Below are 16,604 nucleotides of genomic sequence, written 5' to 3' on the forward strand. Positions count from 1 at the left end.
ACGGTAAGCATTCTGGTTTTAATTTGCAACCTTGTTGGTCGTGGCGTTTGATTGCGCAAAAAAAAGATCGCAGACACAGCTGCGATCTTTTGGGTGTGGCGGGGGAGGGATCAGCGCAGGGTATCGACCATGTCGGCGATGGTGGTCAGTACGTCCTTGCCCAATTGTTTAGAGCGCTTGCCCGACCAGCCAGTGAGCGGATTCGGCGCGTCATCGTGGTCCTTGAACGGCATTTCCAGAGTCAGCGACAGGCAGTCGTATTTCTCGCCAACGCTGTTGCACGCCAGGGTCATGTTGGCCTGGCCTGGTTCGTCGCGGGTGTAGCCGTATTTGGTCTGGAAGTCTTTGGTGGTGTGCTTGAGGTGCGTGCGGAAATGCTCTTCGAGCTTCTCGATACGCGGCGTGTACCCCGGGTTGCCTTCGCAACCGGCAGTGAACACGTGGGGGATTTCCTCGTCTCCGTGTACGTCGAGGAACAGATCGACGCCGTACTTTTCCATCTGCTGCTGTACGAAAAGGACTTCAGGGCTGATGTCCTGACTGGCGCTTTGCCAGGCACGGTTCAAGTCCTGACCCATGGCGTTGGTACGCAGGTGGCCGTGGAAGGCACCGTCCGGGTTCATGTTCGGCACCAGATACAGGTCGGCACTGGCCAGCAGTTTGTTCAGCACCGGATCTTCGTGGCGTTCCAGACGCTCGATTACGCCTTCCATGAACCATTCGGCCATGTGCTCGCCCGGGTGCTGTTGCGCGATGATCCAGACTTTGCGCTGGCCCTCGGCGCCGCTGCCCTTGCGCAGCAACTGAATGTCACGACCTTCGACGCTTTTGCCGGTGGCCAGCAGTTCAGTGCCGGCCTTGGTCAGCGCCTGTTCGATCAGCCAGTCATGACGGCCACGGCTGTAGGGTTCGAAGTAGGCGAACCAGGCGTGGGTCTGCTCGGCTTCGAGGCAAAAGCGCAGGCTATCGCCTTCGAAACTGGTAGGAATGCGGAACCAGTTGACGTGGTCGTAGGAAGCAACAGCCTGATAGCCGGTCCAGGCTTTGTTATAGGAGGATTGGCTGGCGTTGACCAAGCGAAACCAGTGCTCTTGATGAACATGCAGGCCGCTGGCCTTGAAGTGAAACCACTGAAAATGCGCGCTGCGGGTATCCGGACGGATGGCCAGAACCGGGTTGAGCGGATTGGAGATGTCGATGACTTGAATGTTGCCGCTGTCGAAGTTGGCGCTGATGTCGAACGAAGATTTGGCCACGGTCATAATCGGTTCCTGAATATGATTTTTATGGCGGCTACTTTACACGCAAGACTGGGGGGAAACCGAGGGAAATTGCGGGGTTGCGGTGGGGGGCGTCTTCCATGACGCGCAAGCAGCTTAGAGACTGTGCGATTGATTCTCAAGTGCTAATTGTCATTAGTTTGCCCCAATCTGGCCGGGCTTCGCTTGCCAAGCGATATTCTTTTGATATTATCCGCGCCATCGAATTTGCAGCACCTAAAGACTTCATTAGCCTGAAGCCATAAGCCCGAAAACGGGCAAAAAAAAGACCCGGCAAAAAGCCGGGTCAAAAACCGTGATTAGCCTGATGAGGAGATAGTCCAGAAGACCGACCTAAGGTCTCTGGTCCATCGACTGATCTCGCGACCAGTTGCTTGCAATAATAATCATTATCATTTGCAAGTCAAATGTTTTTATCTGTGCGATGGGGAAATTCTTTCCTGTCCGCTCCTTTCCGCGTTCTTCAGAGCTGTTCGCCATCAATTGAATGGTCGACCATCGCTCGCGCCATATCCACCATGTGCACCACCGAAAATGCCAGGTCGCGACTCGCGCCCTGCAGGTTTTCTGCTGCCTTGAAGGCGGTGGCGGCTGCACAACGCAACAGGTCGGAGGCATGCACCAGAGCCTCTTCGCCACTGAGATGACGTTTTACATCGAAAAAACGCTCCTCGACCTCGGGTTCTGACACAGCCGGTTTCAAGTAATAATCCAGCGCCCGCTGCGCTGCCGCGTTGCCTTGAGGGGAGGTGAACGTGGTGTCCATCTGCAGATCGGGCAAGTCTTTGCTGCTGATATTCATGGTGAAAGGTCACTCCTTGTTCGATTGAAAATCCGTGCTTTCAGAATAGTACGGTACGTAGTTGTGACCAGAATTTAAATACTACAATATGTGTTTTGCTGGCCGAAGGCGTCCACGTAAGGTGCCCCATATGGATAAATGGATTGAGTTGGTCAAGGCCAAGATGAGTGAACTCAAAATCACTCAAACAGAGCTCGGAGAGCGCGTCGGCATGTCCCAGGGCGGCATCGGCCATTGGCTGAACAAGCGTCGCGAACCGGGCATCACCCAAATGAACCGAGTGTTGCAGGCGCTGGGGATGGAGTTCCTCGAAGTGGTGCTGGTGATCCGTGAACCGCAGGAAGCGGCGGATGACGAAATGCCGCTGGCGCAGAAGTACAACCCGTACTTTCGCTACCCGGTCAGCGACTGGCGCACCTCGTGCGAAACACGTGAGAGTGCAACCACGGCTTATGCCCCGGCGCAGGACAAGCAGCGCTTCGAGTTGACGGATTATCACGCCCGTGGTGCGGCGTTCTGGCTGACGGTGGCGGGGGATTCGATGACCGCACCCACCGGCCAGAGCATTGCCGAAGGCATGCTGATCCTGGTGGACCCGGAAGTGGAGGCGGTGCCCGGCAAACTGGTGATTGTCCAGTGGCAGGCGAGTGAAGAAGCGATCTTCCGCAAACTGGACGAAGAGGGCGGCCAGCGTTACCTGGTACCGCTCAATCCGACTTGGCCGAAAGCCCTGTTCACCGACGAGTGTCGAATTATCGGCGTAGTGGTTCAGGCAACGGCGCGTTTCTAGTCAGATCGATCCTCGCCCGGCGTAGGATCGATCTACCCATTTACACGGCTTCCAGTTCAACCAAGGCGCTGCCTTCGCCAACCATTTCGCCTTCCTGGCAATACAGCGCCTTGATCACTCCCGCATGGGGCGCACGGATGCTGTGCTCCATCTTCATCGCCTCCAGTACCACCAGTTGCGCGCCGGCCTCGACCGCTTGCCCGGCCTCCACCAACACCCGCACGATGCTGCCATTCATCGGTGCAGTCAGCCCGCCCTGATGGCTATGGCTCGCGTCTACGGCGCTGATCGGGTCGTAGGCCTCGATGCGGCGCAACTCGCCGTCCCATTGCAGATACAGTGAATCGCCTTGGCGAAGGGTGCGCAAAGTACGGCGCACGCCATCGTGCTCGACCACCAGTGCTTCATCCGACAGTTTGGCGTTGCCGGCGCTGCCCAAGGTCAGCGCTCGATCCTGACCTTCACAGCTCAAGTGCAAAGTGATTTCCGCCGGCAGCCCCGCGCGCAAACCATTGTTCAATGCCCATGGCGAGCCCAGGTCGTCCGCTCGCACCGCGCCCGGCAGACTCTGCGCGAAAGCCTGCGCTGCGGCATTCCAGAAGTCGTCGCTGAGCGCGCCTGGTGCCGGCAACAGCTGCTCCTGATACCGCGGAATAAAGCCGGTATCCAGCTCCGCCGCGGCAAAGGCCGGGTGCGCGATGATTCGCCGCAGGAAGTTGATGTTGGTCTTCAAACCGCCAATCGCGAACTCGTCGAGCATGCTCAACAGCCGCAGCCGCGCCTGCTCGCGATCCTCGCCCCAGGCGATCAGCTTGCCAAGCATCGGGTCGTAGAACGACGAAATCTCGTCACCTTCTTCAACCCCGCTATCAACCCGTCGCCCCGGGCCGGCAGCCGATTCGCGGTACAACGCCAGGCGCCCGGTGGCTGGCAGGAAATCATTCGACGGGTCTTCAGCATACAGCCGCACTTCAATCGCGTGACCGTTGAGCGGCACTTGATCCTGAGTGATCGGCAACGCTTCACCGCGTGCCACGCGAATCTGCCACGCCACCAGATCGAGGCCGGTAATCGCTTCGGTCACCGGGTGCTCGACCTGCAACCGGGTGTTCATTTCCATGAAGAAGAATTCGCCACGGGCGTCGAGCAGAAACTCCACGGTACCGGCACCGACATAACCGATCGCCTGCGCCGAACGCACCGCCGCTTCGCCCATGGCGCGGCGCAGCTCTGGGGTCAGGCCCGGCGCCGGTGCCTCTTCGACGACTTTCTGATGGCGGCGCTGGATCGAGCAATCACGCTCGTTGAGGTACAGGCAGTTGCCGTGCTGATCGGCGAACACCTGGATTTCCACGTGACGTGGTTTGAGCAGGTATTTCTCCACCAGCATCCGCGAGTCACCGAACGATGATTGCGCCTCACGCTGGGCCGAGGCCAAGGCTTCAGCCAGTTGGCTGACCTCCTCGACCACTTTCATGCCCTTGCCGCCGCCACCGGCAGTGGCCTTGAGCAGCACCGGATAGCCAATGCGTTGACAGGCATCGCGGAAGGTTTCCAGATCCTGCGCCTCGCCGTGATAACCCGGCACCAGCGGCACGCCAGCGGTTTCCATCAAGGCTTTGGCGGCAGACTTGCTGCCCATGGCGTCGATGGCCGAGGCGGGCGGGCCGAGGAAAATCAGTCCGGCCTGCTCAATGGCGCGGGCGAATCCGGCGTTCTCGGAGAGAAAGCCGTAGCCCGGATGAATCGCCTGCGCGCCGCTGGCCTTGGCCGCCGCGATCAGTTTGTCGATTTGCAGATAGCTGTCCGCCGCTTTGCTGCCGCCCAGGTCGACGCGGATATCCGCTTCCCGGCTGTGCCGCGCTTCGCGGTCGGTGGCGCTGTGCACGGCGACGGTGGTCAGGCCCAGTGCCTTGGCGGTACGCATTACCCGGCACGCGATTTCGCCGCGGTTGGCCACCAGCAGGGTGGTGAGAACAGGTGCGCTCATCAACGCGGCTCCTTGGTGGTGGTTGCGGCTTGCCAGCTCGGCGCACGTTTTTGCAGGAAGGCGCGCAAGCCTTCCTGGCCCTCAGGGCTGACTCGGATGCGGGCGATGGCGTTTTCGGTGTAACGGCGCAGGGCCGGAGTCAGCGCGCCGTTGCCGACTTCGCGCAGCAGATCTTTACTGGCGCGCATCGCGGCGGGGCTGTTGAGCAGCAGGTTGTTGATCCATTGTTCAACCTGTTGATCCATTTCTGCAGTTGGATAGCTCTCGGATAACAAGCCGATTTCCCGCGCACGCTGGCCGCCAAAACGCTCAGCGGTCAGCGCATAACGACGTGCGGCGCGTTCGCCGATGGCCTGCACCACGAACGGGCTGATCACCGCGGGTGCCAGGCCGATGCGCACTTCCGACAGGCAGAACTGCGCGTCATCGGTGCCAATCGCCATGTCGCAGCAACTGATCAGGCCCAGCGCGCCGCCGAACGCCGCACCTTGCACCACGGCCAGCGTCGGGATTTTCAGCTTGGCGAGGTTGTACATCAGCTCCGCCAACTCGCGCGCATCGTCCAGGTTGGTGTGGTAATCGAGTTCGGCCGACTGCTGCATCCACGCCAGATCGGCGCCGGCGCTGAAGTGTTTGCCACGCCCGCGCACCAACAGGAAACGCAGGCTGGCGTCGCTGGCGACCTTGTCCAGCGCCAGAATCAGCTCGCGGATCATCTCGGCGTTGAACGCGTTGTTCTTTTCTGCGCGGTTGAGCCACAGGGTCGCGAAACCGCGTGGGTCGTTCTGCAGCTCAAGGGTGTTGAAATCGCTCATATTCATCCGTCTCCACGGTTTCTGCGGGAGCGAACCGGCTCGCGAAGAACGATGACGCGGTCAGGCCGACAAACCGCGCGGAAGCCTTCGCGAGCAGGCTCGCTCCCACAAAAAAGCATCACATCCGGAACACGCCGAAGCGGCTCGGTTCGATAGGCGCGTTCAACGACGCGGACAAGGCCAGGGCCAGCACATCGCGGGTCTGCGCCGGGTCGATGACCCCGTCGTCCCACAGCCGTGCGCTGGAGTAGTAAGGGTGACCCTGTTCCTCGTACTGGTCGAGGATCGGTTGCTTGATCTCCGCTTCCTGCTCGGCACTGAAGGCCTGGCCGCTGCGTTCAGCCTGCTCGCGCTTGACCTGCACCAGCACGCCGGCCGCCTGCTCGGCGCCCATCACGCCGATGCGTGCGTTTGGCCACATCCACAGGAAGCGCGGGTCGTAAGCGCGCCCGCACATGCCGTAGTTACCGGCGCCGAAGCTGCCACCGATGATCACGGTGAACTTCGGCACCTTGGCGCAGGCCACCGCCGTCACCAGTTTCGCGCCGTGTTTGGCGATGCCGCCGGCCTCGTATTTCTGCCCCACCATGAAGCCGGTGATGTTCTGCAAGAACAGCAGCGGGATGCCGCGCTGGCAGGCCAGCTCGATGAAGTGCGCGCCTTTCTGCGCGGCTTCGGCAAAGAGAATGCCATTGTTCGCCAGAATCGCGATCGGGTAGCCGTGCAGGTGCGCAAAACCACACACCAGCGTGGTGCCGAACAGCGCCTTGAACTCATCGAACACCGAGCCGTCGACCAGCCGCGCAATCACTTCACGGACATCGAACGGTTGCTTGGCGTCGGCCGAGACCACGCCATACAACTCATCGCTGGCGTACAGCGGTGCAACCGGCGCGCGTTGCTGCACCTCGCCGAGCTTGCGCCAGTTGAGGTTGGCGACGCTGCGGCGGGCGAGGGCGAGGGCGTGTTCGTCGCTCTCGGCGTAATGGTCGGCCACCCCGGAAATCTTGCAGTGCACATCGGCACCGCCGAGGTCTTCAGCGCTGACCACTTCGCCGGTCGCCGCTTTCACCAGCGGCGGGCCGGCGAGGAAGATTGTCGCCTGATTGCGCACCATGATCGCTTCGTCCGCCATCGCCGGCACATACGCGCCGCCGGCAGTGCACGAGCCCATGACCACGGCGATCTGCGGAATGCCCATGGCACTCATGTTGGCCTGGTTGAAGAAGATCCGGCCAAAGTGTTCACGATCCGGGAACACCTCGTCCTGACGTGGCAGGTTGGCGCCGCCCGAGTCCACCAGATAGATGCACGGCAGGCGGTTCTGTTGGGCGATAGTCTGCGCGCGCAGGTGTTTTTTCACGGTCAGCGGGTAGTACGAGCCGCCCTTCACCGTCGCATCGTTGGCGACGATCATGCACTCGACGCCTTCGACCCGGCCGATCCCGGCGATCACGCCTGCGGCGGGTACATCTTCGCCATACACGGCGTGTGCGGCGAGCTGGCTGATTTCCAGAAAGGGCGAGCCAGGATCGAGCAGGCGATTGATGCGTTCACGCGGCAGCAGTTTGCCCCGCGAGGTGTGACGCTCCTGGGCTTTCGCGCCTCCACCCTGGGCCACTTGCGCGAGCAGGGTGTGCAGGGCGTCGACCTGTTCGAGCATCGCCGCGCTGTTGGCGGCGAACTCCGCTGAACGGGGGTTGAGCTGGGTATGCAGGATAGCCATGGACAGCTCCGTTAGCGGGTTTCGTTGAACAGTTCGCGACCGATCAGCATGCGACGGATCTCACTAGTGCCGGCGCCGATTTCGTACAGCTTGGCGTCACGCAACAGACGGCCGGCGGGGAATTCGTTGATGTAACCGTTACCGCCGAGAATCTGGATTGCGTCGAGGGCCATTTGCGTGGCGCGTTCGGCGGTGTAGAGGATCACGCCTGCGGCGTCCTTGCGGGTGGTTTCGTTGCGCTCGCAGGCCTGGGCCACCGCGTACAGGTAGGCGCGGCTGGCGTTGAGCTGGGTGTACATGTCGGCGACTTTGCCCTGGATCAGCTGGAATTCGCCGATGCTCTGGCCGAACTGTTTGCGGTCGTGGATGTACGGCACGATCAGGTCCATGCACGACTGCATGATCCCGGTCGGTCCGCCGGACAGCACCACGCGTTCGTAATCGAGGCCACTCATCAGCACTTTCACGCCGCCGTTGAGCACGCCCAGAATGTTTTCTTCCGGCACTTCGACGTCATCGAAGAACAGCTCGCAGGTATTGGAGCCGCGCATGCCGAGCTTGTCGAACTTGTTGCTGCGGCTGAAGCCTTTCCAGTCGCGCTCGACGATGAATGCGGTGATGCCGTGCGGGCCTTTTTCCAGATCGGTCTTGGCGTAGATCACGTAGGTGTTGGCGTCGGGGCCGTTGGTGATCCAGGTCTTGCTGCCGTTGAGCACGAAACGGTCGCCGCGTTTGTCGGCGCGCAGTTTCATCGAAACCACGTCGGAACCGGCGTTCGGCTCGCTCATCGCCAGTGCGCCGACGTGTTCGCCGCTGATCAGTTTCGGCAGGTACTTGGCTTTCTGTTCGTGGTTGCCGTTGCGGTTGATCTGATTGACGCAGAGGTTGGAGTGAGCGCCGTAGGACAACGCCACCGAAGCCGAGCCGCGGCTGATTTCTTCCATCGCCACCACGTGCGCCAGGTAACCCAGGCCCGCGCCGCCGTACTCTTCCGGGACGGTGATGCCGAGCAGGCCCATGTCGCCAAACTTGCGCCACATGTCGGCCGGGAACAGGTTGTCGCTGTCGATCTGCGCGGCGCGCGGAGCGACCTCTTTGGCGACAAAGGACTGAACCTGATCGCGCAGCATGTCGATGGTTTCACCGAGGGCGAAGTTCAGGGATGGATAGCTCATGGGTCACCTTTTGGCTTTTTTGTAGGGCGGGGAGAGCGGCGGTTCGGCTCTCACCTTTACGTTAACGTAAGCCTGTGGCGAATGGCTGTCAATCACCCTTTACGTTAACGTCAACTTGAGCGAGAGTAGGGACAGTTCTGAATGGTCGGAGCTGATATGGCTCCGGTCCAACACCCGCTAATAAAGACAATCGGGGTCGTCATGGATCAACCCAGTGCAAATCCGCAGCGCAGCTATACCCGTGGTTCCCAGGACAAAGCCTTGCTGGCGATGACCATCGGAAAGAAGTTCGACGAAACTGTCGCGCAGTACCCGGATGGCGAAGCGCTGGTGGTGCGTCATCAGCAGCAGCGTTACACCTGGCGGCAATTGGCCGGGGCGGTGAACGTACACGCCAGAGCCTTGCTGGCGCTGGGTTTGCAAGCAGGGGATCGGCTCGGCATCTGGGCACCGAACTGCGCGCAGTGGTGCATCACGCAAATTGCCACGGCGAAAATCGGCGTGATTCTAGTCAATATCAACCCGGCCTACCGCAGCTCCGAGCTGGAATACGTGCTCAAGCAGTCAGGCTGTCAGTGGCTGGTGTGTGCCGGGGCATTCAAGTCTTCGAACTACCACAGCATGTTGCAAGGCCTGGTGCCGGAACTGGCTGAGCAATCCATCGGCGAACTGCGCAGCGAGCGTCTGCCGGATTTGCGCGGGGTGATCAGCCTCGACGCACAACCCCCTTCAGGTTTCCTGCCGTGGTCACAATTGACCGACATGGCGTGCGGCGTTACCCCAGAACAACTGAGCGAACGCAGCGACAGCCTGCACTTCGATCAACCCGTGAATATCCAGTACACCTCCGGCACCACCGGTTTTCCCAAAGGTGCGACCCTCAGTCACTACAACATCCTCAACAACGGTTACATGGTCGGCGAAAGCATCGGCCTGACCGCGAGCGATCGTCTGGTGATTCCGGTACCGCTGTATCACTGCTTCGGCATGGTCATGGGCAATCTCGGCTGCATCACCCACGCCAGCACCATGATTTACCCCAATGATGCGTTCGATCCGTTGCTGACATTGCAAACCGTCACCGAAGAACAGGCCACCGGTCTGTACGGCGTGCCAACCATGTTTATCGCCATGCTCGATCAGCCGCTGCGCGCCGAGTTCGATCTGTCGAGCCTGCGCACCGGGATCATGGCCGGGGCCACTTGCCCGATCGAGGTGATGCGCCGGGTCATCAGCGAGATGCACATGAGCGAAGTGCAGATTGCCTACGGCATGACCGAAACCAGCCCGGTGTCACTGCAAACCGGTCCGGCGGATGAGCTGGAACTGCGCGTGACCACCGTCGGCCGCACGCAGCCGCAACTGGAAAGCAAGATCATCGACGAGGCCGGCAACCTGGTGCCGCGCGGCACCATCGGCGAACTGTGCACCCGCGGTTACAGCGTAATGCTCGGTTACTGGAACAACCCGCAGGCCACCGCCGACGCCATCGATGAGGCCGGCTGGATGCACACCGGCGACCTGGCGAGCATGAATGATGAGGGGTACGTGAACATCGCCGGGCGTAACAAGGACATGATCATCCGTGGTGGCGAGAATGTTTACCCGCGTGAACTGGAAGAGTTCTTCTTCACCCATCCGGCGGTGGCCGACGTGCAGGTGATCGGCATTCCGTGCTCGCGTTACGGTGAAGAGATTGTCGCCTGGATCAAATTCCACCCCGGGCACAATGCCTCTGAGCTTGAGCTGCAAACCTGGTGCAAGGAACGCATCGCGCACTTCAAAACGCCGCGTTACTTCAAGTTTGTCGAAGAGTTTCCGATGACGGTGACGGGCAAGATCCAGAAATTCCGGATGCGCGAGATCAGTATCGAAGAATTACGCGAAAAGCACGCCTGACAAAGATCAAATGTGGGAGCGGGCTTGCTCGCGAATGCCGTGTTCTATTCACCAAGCATGTTGACTGACCTGACGCATTCGCGAGCAAGCCCGCTCCCACAAAGGGGGCGGCGGTGAAAACAGGAATCACAGGAAGCACAAAGGGGAGCCGAAGCTCCCCTTTAATTTTGTCGTCGCGTGCTCTTTTTTATTATTGAGGGGCGGTCTGTTGTTGTTTTTGGCAACCGTGGCCCTTTACCGCTGTTTTTTGGCGACCCCCATCCGGGGTCAAGAGCAAACGTATTTTTTTGAGCGCTGATCTGCTTTCTCGCCAAGCGATCCAACCGATTCGGGAGCTACCTGAAGGTAGTTTTATTGTTCTCTGCCCGGTTGCGGGTCACTCCTGAGAGCACCCTGAAAAGCACACCTTCTCCAAAAAAATCTGTTAGCTGCGTCTCTGCCGTGTTGTTTTTGTTATGTCAGAGTCGGTACGTCTTATTTTTATTGGTTTGCTGCTTTTTATTCTTGTTATGCCATAGAGATAGCAGAAGCCGTGCCAACTTTTAAAAATCCTTTTAAATCAATGAGTTGAGTTTTTGAAGGAATTTTCCTTCAGTGCAAACCAGACAATTTGTTTCCGTGTTACTCGTCTATGCCCACGTTTCGGACACAGCGGTAACACCTTCGCCCTCACTGTGCGCTACGGGCCTTGGCCACGCGCGAACCGCTTGGGCGACCGAGTACTGCGCTGATCTGCTGACCCGCAGCAATCAAGGCGTCGAGGTCGATACCGGTCTCGATCCCCAGGCCGTTGAGCAGGTACACCACGTCTTCGGTGGCAACGTTACCGCTCGCGCCTTTGGCATACGGGCAGCCGCCGAGGCCGGCGATAGAGCTGTCGAACACCGCGATGCCTTCGAGCAGGCTGGCATAGATGTTGGCCATGGCTTGGCCGTAAGTGTCGTGGAAATGGCCGGCGAGCTTTTCCCGTGGCACTTGTGCCGAAACCACTTCGAACAATCTGCGAGTCGCGCCAGCGGTGCCGGTGCCGATGGTGTCGCCGAGAGAGACTTCATAGCAGCCCATCGCATACAGCTCGCGGGCGACCATCGCCACTTGCTCCGGGGCGACCGAGCCTTCATACGGACAGCCGAGCACGCAGGACACGTAACCGCGCACGGTAACGCCGTGCTGTTTCGCCGCTTCCATGATTGGCGCAAATCGCGCCAGGCTTTCGTTGATCGAGCAATTGATGTTGCGCTGCGAGAACGCTTCGGACGCGGCGGCGAACACGGCGACTTCTTTCACGCCGGCGGCCAGCGCGTCTTCAAAGCCGCGCAGGTTTGGCGCCAGCGCGCCATAGGTCACGCCGGGCTTGCGCTGGATCTGCGCGAACACCTCGGCCGAACCGGCCATCTGCGGTACCCATTTCGGTGAGACAAAACTGCCGACTTCGATGTAACCCAGACCAGCGGCGCTCAGGGCGTCGACCAGTTGCACCTTGTCAGCCACGCTGATCGGCTGGGCTTCGTTCTGCAGGCCATCACGCGGGCCGACTTCGATCAGGCGTACTTGGGAGGGGAGGGACATGGCGGTTGACCTGCTCATTTTCGGAATGACATGAGTTCCCCTGTGGAAGCGGGCTTGCTCGCGAATGCGGAGTGTCAGATACCAATGTGTCGACTGTCACAGTGCATTCGCGAGCAAGCCCGCTCCCACAGTGGGAGATGTTGGGTTCAATTACTGCGCTATCTGCTGACTCTTGAGCGTCTGCTCCAGCGCCTGCACGCAGCGCTCCTCAGCGGTATCGAGTTCCAGTTTCATCTGTTCGATGTCGAGCAACTGCTGCTCCAGCTGCTCGCGGCGTTCGCTGATTTTCGCCAGCATGCTGTTCAGCTGTTTGGTGTTACCGCTGGACGGGTCGTAGAGTTCGATCAATTCGCGACACTCGGCCAGCGAGAAGCCGATGCGTTTGCCGCGCAGGATCAACTTCAGGCTGACCTTGTCGCGCGGTGAATAGATGCGTTCCTGGCCACGGCGCTCAGGGCTGAGCAGGCCTTGCTCTTCATAAAAGCGGATCGCCCGGGTGGTGATGTCCAGCTCGCGGGCGAGGTCGGAAATGCTGTAGGTCTGGCTGCTCATGAAAGCGCTCGAAAAAAGGTCTTGGCGCTAAGCTAATGGGTGGTTGACGTTTACGTCAAGGTTCAAGGTGTGTGGTGTGAGTGCTGGCCTCTTCGCGAGCAAGCCCGCTCCCACATGGGCACCGTATTCCAATGTGGGAGCGAGCCTGCTCGCGAAGAACGATGACGCGGTAAAAAGCCCTACACCTTATCCAGCTTCTTCTCCTGCGCCACCACCTGCTGGCACAACTCGATGATCTGCTCGCGCATCCAGCGGTTGGCCGGGTCCTGATCAGTGCTTTCATGCCAGTACAGGTGGGTCTCCACCGGCGGCACGTCGTTGACCGGCAGGTTGACGGCATGCAAGTCGTTACGCCGGGCAAAGCGCTCGGGCACGGTCATCACCATATCGGTCTGCTGCATCACCTGAGACGCCATCAGGTAATGCTGCGAGCGCAGGGCGATCTTGCGCTGAATGCCCATTTTACCCAGCGCCAGATCGACATAACCCAGACCGCTGCGGCGGCTGGAGATGTGAATGTGGGTCATTGACAGGTAATCGTCGAGGCTGAGTTTTTCCTTGCCCGCCAGCGGATGGCCCTTGCGCATTGCGCAGACATAACGGTCTTCCATCAGCTTGACGTGGCGTACCTGCGGGTCGGTATTGAGCGGTGCATCCACGGCGAAATCCAGACGCCCGGCCGCCAGTTCCTTGGTGGTCTCGCGGCGTTTGGACAGGAAACTTTCGATGATCACTGTCGGTGCCAGACGGCGCAAACGCTGGAACAGCGGCGGCAGAATGACGGCCTCGGTGAGGTCGGTCATGCTGATGCGGTAAGTCTTCACCGCCTGGGCCGGGTTGAAGATCCGGCTCTCCTGCACCGACACCCGCAGCAATGACAGCGCGTTGCGCACCGGACCGATGATGTTCTGCGCCATCGGCGTCGGCACCATGCCCTGGGCGGTACGTACGAACAGCGGATCGTTGAAGGTCTCGCGCAGCCGCGCCAACGCGTTGGACACCGCCGGCTGGGTGATGCCGACAATCTGCCCGGCGCGGGTCAGGTTGGCTTCGGTGTAGATCGCGTCGAAGACGATGAAAAGGTTGAGGTCGACCTTACTCAGATTCATAACGCGGCTTCTCTTGTTTTAAGGGCGGGTGTTTTAGGGGCTGGCGATCAGCGAATCATATATCGGTGATGAATGTTTATACACGCCGAGAATAGGCTAGGTAAATTATCAGCGCTGTTCTAGCATCGATTGCATGATCTGAACAACCTCTGCCCATAGAAGGTAATTGCTCATGGATTTCGCTTATTCGCCCAAGGTGCAAGAACTGCGTGAGCGCGTGACCGCGTTCATGGACGCTTACGTTTACCCGGCCGAAGCCGTATTCGAACGCCAGGTTGCCGAGGGCGATCGCTGGCAGCCGACCGCGATCATGGAAGAGCTCAAGGCCAAGGCCAAAGCCGAAGGCCTGTGGAACCTGTTCTTGCCGGAATCGGAACTCGGCGCGGGCTTGACCAACCTGGAATATGCGCCGCTGGCGGAAATCATGGGCCGCTCGTTGCTCGGCCCAGAGCCATTCAACTGCTCGGCGCCGGACACCGGCAACATGGAAGTGCTGGTGCGCTACGCCAACGAAGAACAGAAACAGCGCTGGCTCGAACCGTTGCTGCGCGGCGAAATCCGCTCGGCGTTCGCCATGACCGAACCGGACGTGGCCTCGTCCGATGCCACCAACATGGCCGCCCGCGCCGTGCGTGATGGTGACGAGTGGGTGATCAACGGCAAGAAGTGGTGGACTTCAGGCGCCTGCGATCCACGCTGCAAGATCCTGATCTTCATGGGCCTGAGCAACCCGGATGCTCCGCGCCACGCGCAGCACTCGATGATCCTCGTGCCGGTCGACACCCCCGGGGTGAAAATCGTCCGTCCGCTGCCAGTGTTCGGTTACGACGATGCACCGCACGGTCACGCCGAAGTGCTGTTCGACAACGTGCGGGTGCCGTACGAAAACGTGTTGCTCGGTGAAGGCCGCGGTTTTGAAATCGCTCAGGGTCGCCTTGGCCCGGGGCGGATTCACCATTGCATGCGTTCGGTCGGCATGGCTGAGCGTGCGCTGGAATTGATGTGCAAACGCTCGGTCAGCCGCACCGCATTCGGCAAGCCGCTGGCGCGGCTGGGCGGCAACGTCGACAAGATCGCCGACTCGCGGATGGACATCGACATGGCCCGCCTGCTGACCCTGAAAGCGGCGTACATGATGGACACCGTGGGCAACAAAGTGGCGAAGAGCGAGATTGCGCAAATCAAGGTCGTCGCGCCGAATGTCGCGTTGCGCGTGATAGATCGGGCGATCCAGATGCATGGCGGGGCCGGGGTGTCGAACGATTTCCCGCTGGCCTACATGTATGCCATGCAGCGCACCCTGCGCCTGGCCGACGGCCCGGACGAAGTGCACCGCGCGGCGATCGGCAAGTTCGAGATCGGCAAGTATGTGCCGAAGGAACTGCTGCGCAGCGGTCATTAAGACCGCACCGCCTGCTTCGCGAGCAGGCTCGCTCTCACATTCGACCGCATTCCTGTTGGAACAATGCGATCAAAAGTGGGAGCGGGCTTGCTCGCGAAGGGGCCGATGCAGCCAACACATCACCATCAGGCTCAGTACACCCAAACCTCAACCCGCCGATTCTTGATCCGCCCCTCATCCGCGCTGTTCGCCGCCACGGGCATCAACGCACCAAACCCGCGCACCTCGCGTAACACCACGCCGTTCTTCACCAACTCGCGCCGTACTGCCATCGCCCGCAGCTTCGACAGCAAGTCGGCCCGCGCCGGGTCGTCTTTCTCGTCACCAAAGCCCACCAGCGTCACCGCACGTTCGGTCTTGTCGTGGCGCTTTATATAGTCGAGCACCCGCGCCAGATCCTGTCGCGCCTTGTTATCGAGGCTCGCGCTGCCTTCTTCAAAACGGAAGTTCACTGTCAGACGCTGGGCATGTCGGCTGAGCGATTGATAACCCTCGGGCATCAGCGCATTCGGCGTGACGGTCATCGCGTGCACGGTCTGGCTGATAAAACCGTTGCCCGCGACAATCTTCTGACCCTGCGGACTTTGCGCAAACGCCACCAGCGCCGATGCCCAGGGATTTTTGCTGATTGGAGGCAGGTAAAAGAACAGGCGACGTGACAGTGGATAGTCTTCGGTGGCAATCAGGCTGTTGAGCGGCAACATCGATTGCGACGCACCGTCAGCGATTGCCACAGCTTTGGCCTGGCGCACATACGGCAGGCCGATGAAACCGATGCCTTGCGGATCACTGCTCACCGCATCGGACAATTGCTCACTGGACTCGAAGCGTTTCGCCGTGGCACTCAGATTTTTCCCACGACGACCCAGTACCAGTTCCTTGAACGTGTCGTAGGTGCCGGACTGATCATCGCGCGCATATAAATGAATCGCACCGCCGCGACCGCCAAGGTCTTCCCAGGTTTTCACCTCGCCGGCGAAGATCCGCGCCAGTTGCTCGGTGTCCAGCTGCTGCAGCGGGTTGTCGGGATGCAGGATGATCGCCAGGCCATCGATGGCGATGACCTGTTCGGCGGCGGGGCTTTTCAGATCGCCGAGTGCTTGCAGGCCGAGCAGTTCGCTGTCCTTGATCGGACGGGAGGATGCAGCGAGATCGGCACTGGCGGTTTTCAGCGCGGTGAAACCGGTGCTGGAACCGTGGGCGGCGACCTCAATCACGACCCGTTGACCTTGTGCGGTCTGGCCGACGATGTGTTGTTCATTGGCGGTGTCGGGGTTTTCGCGGTGAATCTTCAGCAGGCCCTGTTCCTGCAGGAAACCTTCGACCAGCGCGGGGCCGAGGTCGGCGCCAATGGTGTTGGAGCCCTGAATGCGCAGTGCCGGACCGTTTTCGGGGATGGGCAGGGCGGCGGCGGACACCGACAGCCATGCACTCAACACACAGACGAACAGAACACGCAGGGTCATGCCGGCACCGAATCAAGCCAAGGGGATTG

At 60.2% G+C, this 16,604-nt stretch carries 14 protein-coding genes; 4 read left to right on the plus strand and 10 right to left on the minus strand.

The annotated features are described in order from the left end of the window. Nucleotides 1–110: 110 nt before the first annotated feature. A complete protein-coding gene (locus AC0J41_RS08615) occupies nt 111–1,262 on the minus strand; it encodes a M14 family metallopeptidase (protein ID WP_025108947.1) in 1,152 nt (383 codons plus the stop codon). 98 nt (nt 1,263–1,360) lie between these two features. Between AC0J41_RS08615 and AC0J41_RS08620 the strand changes: the two genes are divergently transcribed. Further along, nucleotides 1,361–1,525 carry a hypothetical protein gene (locus tag AC0J41_RS08620; RefSeq protein WP_157836049.1) on the plus strand — a complete coding sequence of 55 codons (165 nt, stop codon included), beginning with the start codon at nt 1,361–1,363 and terminating at the stop codon, nt 1,523–1,525. A gap of 218 nt (nt 1,526–1,743) precedes the next feature. On the opposite strand, the gene AC0J41_RS08625 is transcribed toward AC0J41_RS08620, so the two are convergent. Then, on the minus strand, nt 1,744–2,082 hold the full coding sequence (locus tag AC0J41_RS08625) for a DUF6124 family protein (protein WP_025108948.1): 339 nt from the start codon (nt 2,080–2,082) through the stop codon (nt 1,744–1,746). Between the two features lie 130 nt (nt 2,083–2,212). Between AC0J41_RS08625 and AC0J41_RS08630 the strand changes: the two genes are divergently transcribed. After that, nucleotides 2,213–2,872 (plus strand): LexA family protein, encoded by a 660-nt coding sequence (locus AC0J41_RS08630; protein ID WP_473015177.1) that lies wholly within the window; start codon nt 2,213–2,215, stop codon nt 2,870–2,872. A 40-nt stretch (nt 2,873–2,912) separates the two neighbouring features. Here AC0J41_RS08630 and AC0J41_RS08635 read toward each other — a convergent pair whose 3' ends face one another. The 4 genes from AC0J41_RS08635 to AC0J41_RS08650 form a co-directional block, all read right to left on the minus strand. Then, a complete protein-coding gene (locus AC0J41_RS08635; protein ID WP_473015179.1) occupies nt 2,913–4,862 on the minus strand; it encodes an acetyl/propionyl/methylcrotonyl-CoA carboxylase subunit alpha in 1,950 nt (649 codons plus the stop codon). Continuing rightward, entirely contained in the window at nt 4,862–5,677 is an 816-nt protein-coding gene (locus AC0J41_RS08640) for a gamma-carboxygeranoyl-CoA hydratase (RefSeq protein ID WP_473015180.1), read from the minus strand. Before AC0J41_RS08640 ends, AC0J41_RS08635 begins: the two co-directional genes overlap by 1 nt. 118 nt (nt 5,678–5,795) lie before the next feature. Next, entirely contained in the window at nt 5,796–7,403 is a 1,608-nt protein-coding gene (locus AC0J41_RS08645; protein ID WP_473015181.1) for a carboxyl transferase domain-containing protein, read from the minus strand. Between the two features lie 11 nt (nt 7,404–7,414). Further along, nucleotides 7,415–8,578: an isovaleryl-CoA dehydrogenase gene (locus AC0J41_RS08650; RefSeq protein WP_473015182.1), complete on the minus strand. Its 1,164-nt coding sequence runs from the start codon at nt 8,576–8,578 to the stop codon at nt 7,415–7,417. Between the two features lie 201 nt (nt 8,579–8,779). Here AC0J41_RS08650 and AC0J41_RS08655 point away from each other — a divergent pair, with 201 nt between their 5' ends. Next, nucleotides 8,780–10,477 (plus strand): AMP-binding protein, encoded by a 1,698-nt coding sequence (locus tag AC0J41_RS08655; protein WP_473015183.1) that lies wholly within the window; start codon nt 8,780–8,782, stop codon nt 10,475–10,477. A 669-nt stretch (nt 10,478–11,146) separates the two neighbouring features. Here AC0J41_RS08655 and AC0J41_RS08660 read toward each other — a convergent pair. The 3 genes from AC0J41_RS08660 to AC0J41_RS08670 form a co-directional block, all read right to left on the minus strand. Further along, on the minus strand, nt 11,147–12,046 hold the full coding sequence (locus tag AC0J41_RS08660; protein ID WP_473015185.1) for a hydroxymethylglutaryl-CoA lyase: 900 nt from the start codon (nt 12,044–12,046) through the stop codon (nt 11,147–11,149). 150 nt (nt 12,047–12,196) lie between these two features. Beyond that, the gene (locus tag AC0J41_RS08665) at nt 12,197–12,598 is read right to left on the minus strand and encodes a MerR family transcriptional regulator (protein ID WP_003223708.1); all 402 of its coding nucleotides are present in this window, start codon (nt 12,596–12,598) and stop codon (nt 12,197–12,199) included. A gap of 179 nt (nt 12,599–12,777) precedes the next feature. Continuing rightward, nucleotides 12,778–13,707 carry a LysR family transcriptional regulator gene (locus AC0J41_RS08670; RefSeq protein ID WP_473015187.1) on the minus strand — a complete coding sequence of 310 codons (930 nt, stop codon included), beginning with the start codon at nt 13,705–13,707 and terminating at the stop codon, nt 12,778–12,780. A gap of 172 nt (nt 13,708–13,879) precedes the next feature. Here AC0J41_RS08670 and AC0J41_RS08675 point away from each other — a divergent pair, with 172 nt between their 5' ends. Further along, on the plus strand, nt 13,880–15,109 hold the full coding sequence (locus AC0J41_RS08675; RefSeq protein ID WP_473015189.1) for an acyl-CoA dehydrogenase: 1,230 nt from the start codon (nt 13,880–13,882) through the stop codon (nt 15,107–15,109). Between the two features lie 131 nt (nt 15,110–15,240). Here AC0J41_RS08675 and AC0J41_RS08680 read toward each other — a convergent pair whose 3' ends face one another. Beyond that, on the minus strand, nt 15,241–16,575 hold the full coding sequence (locus AC0J41_RS08680; protein ID WP_473015191.1) for a substrate-binding domain-containing protein: 1,335 nt from the start codon (nt 16,573–16,575) through the stop codon (nt 15,241–15,243). Nucleotides 16,576–16,604 lie beyond the last annotated feature (29 nt).

The organism is Pseudomonas sp. Arb-4-2C (assembly GCF_055755015.1).

Bases quoted from the DNA above. Each gene is read 5' to 3' on its own strand.
- AC0J41_RS08615 (WP_025108947.1), bottom strand. From the start codon at position 1,262: ATGACCGTGGCCAAATCTTCGTTCGACATCAGCGCCAACTTCGACAGC.
- AC0J41_RS08620 (WP_157836049.1), top strand. From the start codon at position 1,361: ATGACGCGCAAGCAGCTTAGAGACTGTGCGATTGATTCTCAAGTGCTA.
- AC0J41_RS08625 (WP_025108948.1), bottom strand. From the start codon at position 2,082: ATGAATATCAGCAGCAAAGACTTGCCCGATCTGCAGATGGACACCACG.
- AC0J41_RS08630 (WP_473015177.1), top strand. From the start codon at position 2,213: ATGGATAAATGGATTGAGTTGGTCAAGGCCAAGATGAGTGAACTCAAA.
- AC0J41_RS08635 (WP_473015179.1), bottom strand. From the start codon at position 4,862: ATGAGCGCACCTGTTCTCACCACCCTGCTGGTGGCCAACCGCGGCGAA.
- AC0J41_RS08640 (WP_473015180.1), bottom strand. From the start codon at position 5,677: ATGAGCGATTTCAACACCCTTGAGCTGCAGAACGACCCACGCGGTTTC.
- AC0J41_RS08645 (WP_473015181.1), bottom strand. From the start codon at position 7,403: ATGGCTATCCTGCATACCCAGCTCAACCCCCGTTCAGCGGAGTTCGCC.
- AC0J41_RS08650 (WP_473015182.1), bottom strand. From the start codon at position 8,578: ATGAGCTATCCATCCCTGAACTTCGCCCTCGGTGAAACCATCGACATG.
- AC0J41_RS08655 (WP_473015183.1), top strand. From the start codon at position 8,780: ATGGATCAACCCAGTGCAAATCCGCAGCGCAGCTATACCCGTGGTTCC.
- AC0J41_RS08660 (WP_473015185.1), bottom strand. From the start codon at position 12,046: ATGTCCCTCCCCTCCCAAGTACGCCTGATCGAAGTCGGCCCGCGTGAT.
- AC0J41_RS08665 (WP_003223708.1), bottom strand. From the start codon at position 12,598: ATGAGCAGCCAGACCTACAGCATTTCCGACCTCGCCCGCGAGCTGGAC.
- AC0J41_RS08670 (WP_473015187.1), bottom strand. From the start codon at position 13,707: ATGAATCTGAGTAAGGTCGACCTCAACCTTTTCATCGTCTTCGACGCG.
- AC0J41_RS08675 (WP_473015189.1), top strand. From the start codon at position 13,880: ATGGATTTCGCTTATTCGCCCAAGGTGCAAGAACTGCGTGAGCGCGTG.
- AC0J41_RS08680 (WP_473015191.1), bottom strand. From the start codon at position 16,575: ATGACCCTGCGTGTTCTGTTCGTCTGTGTGTTGAGTGCATGGCTGTCG.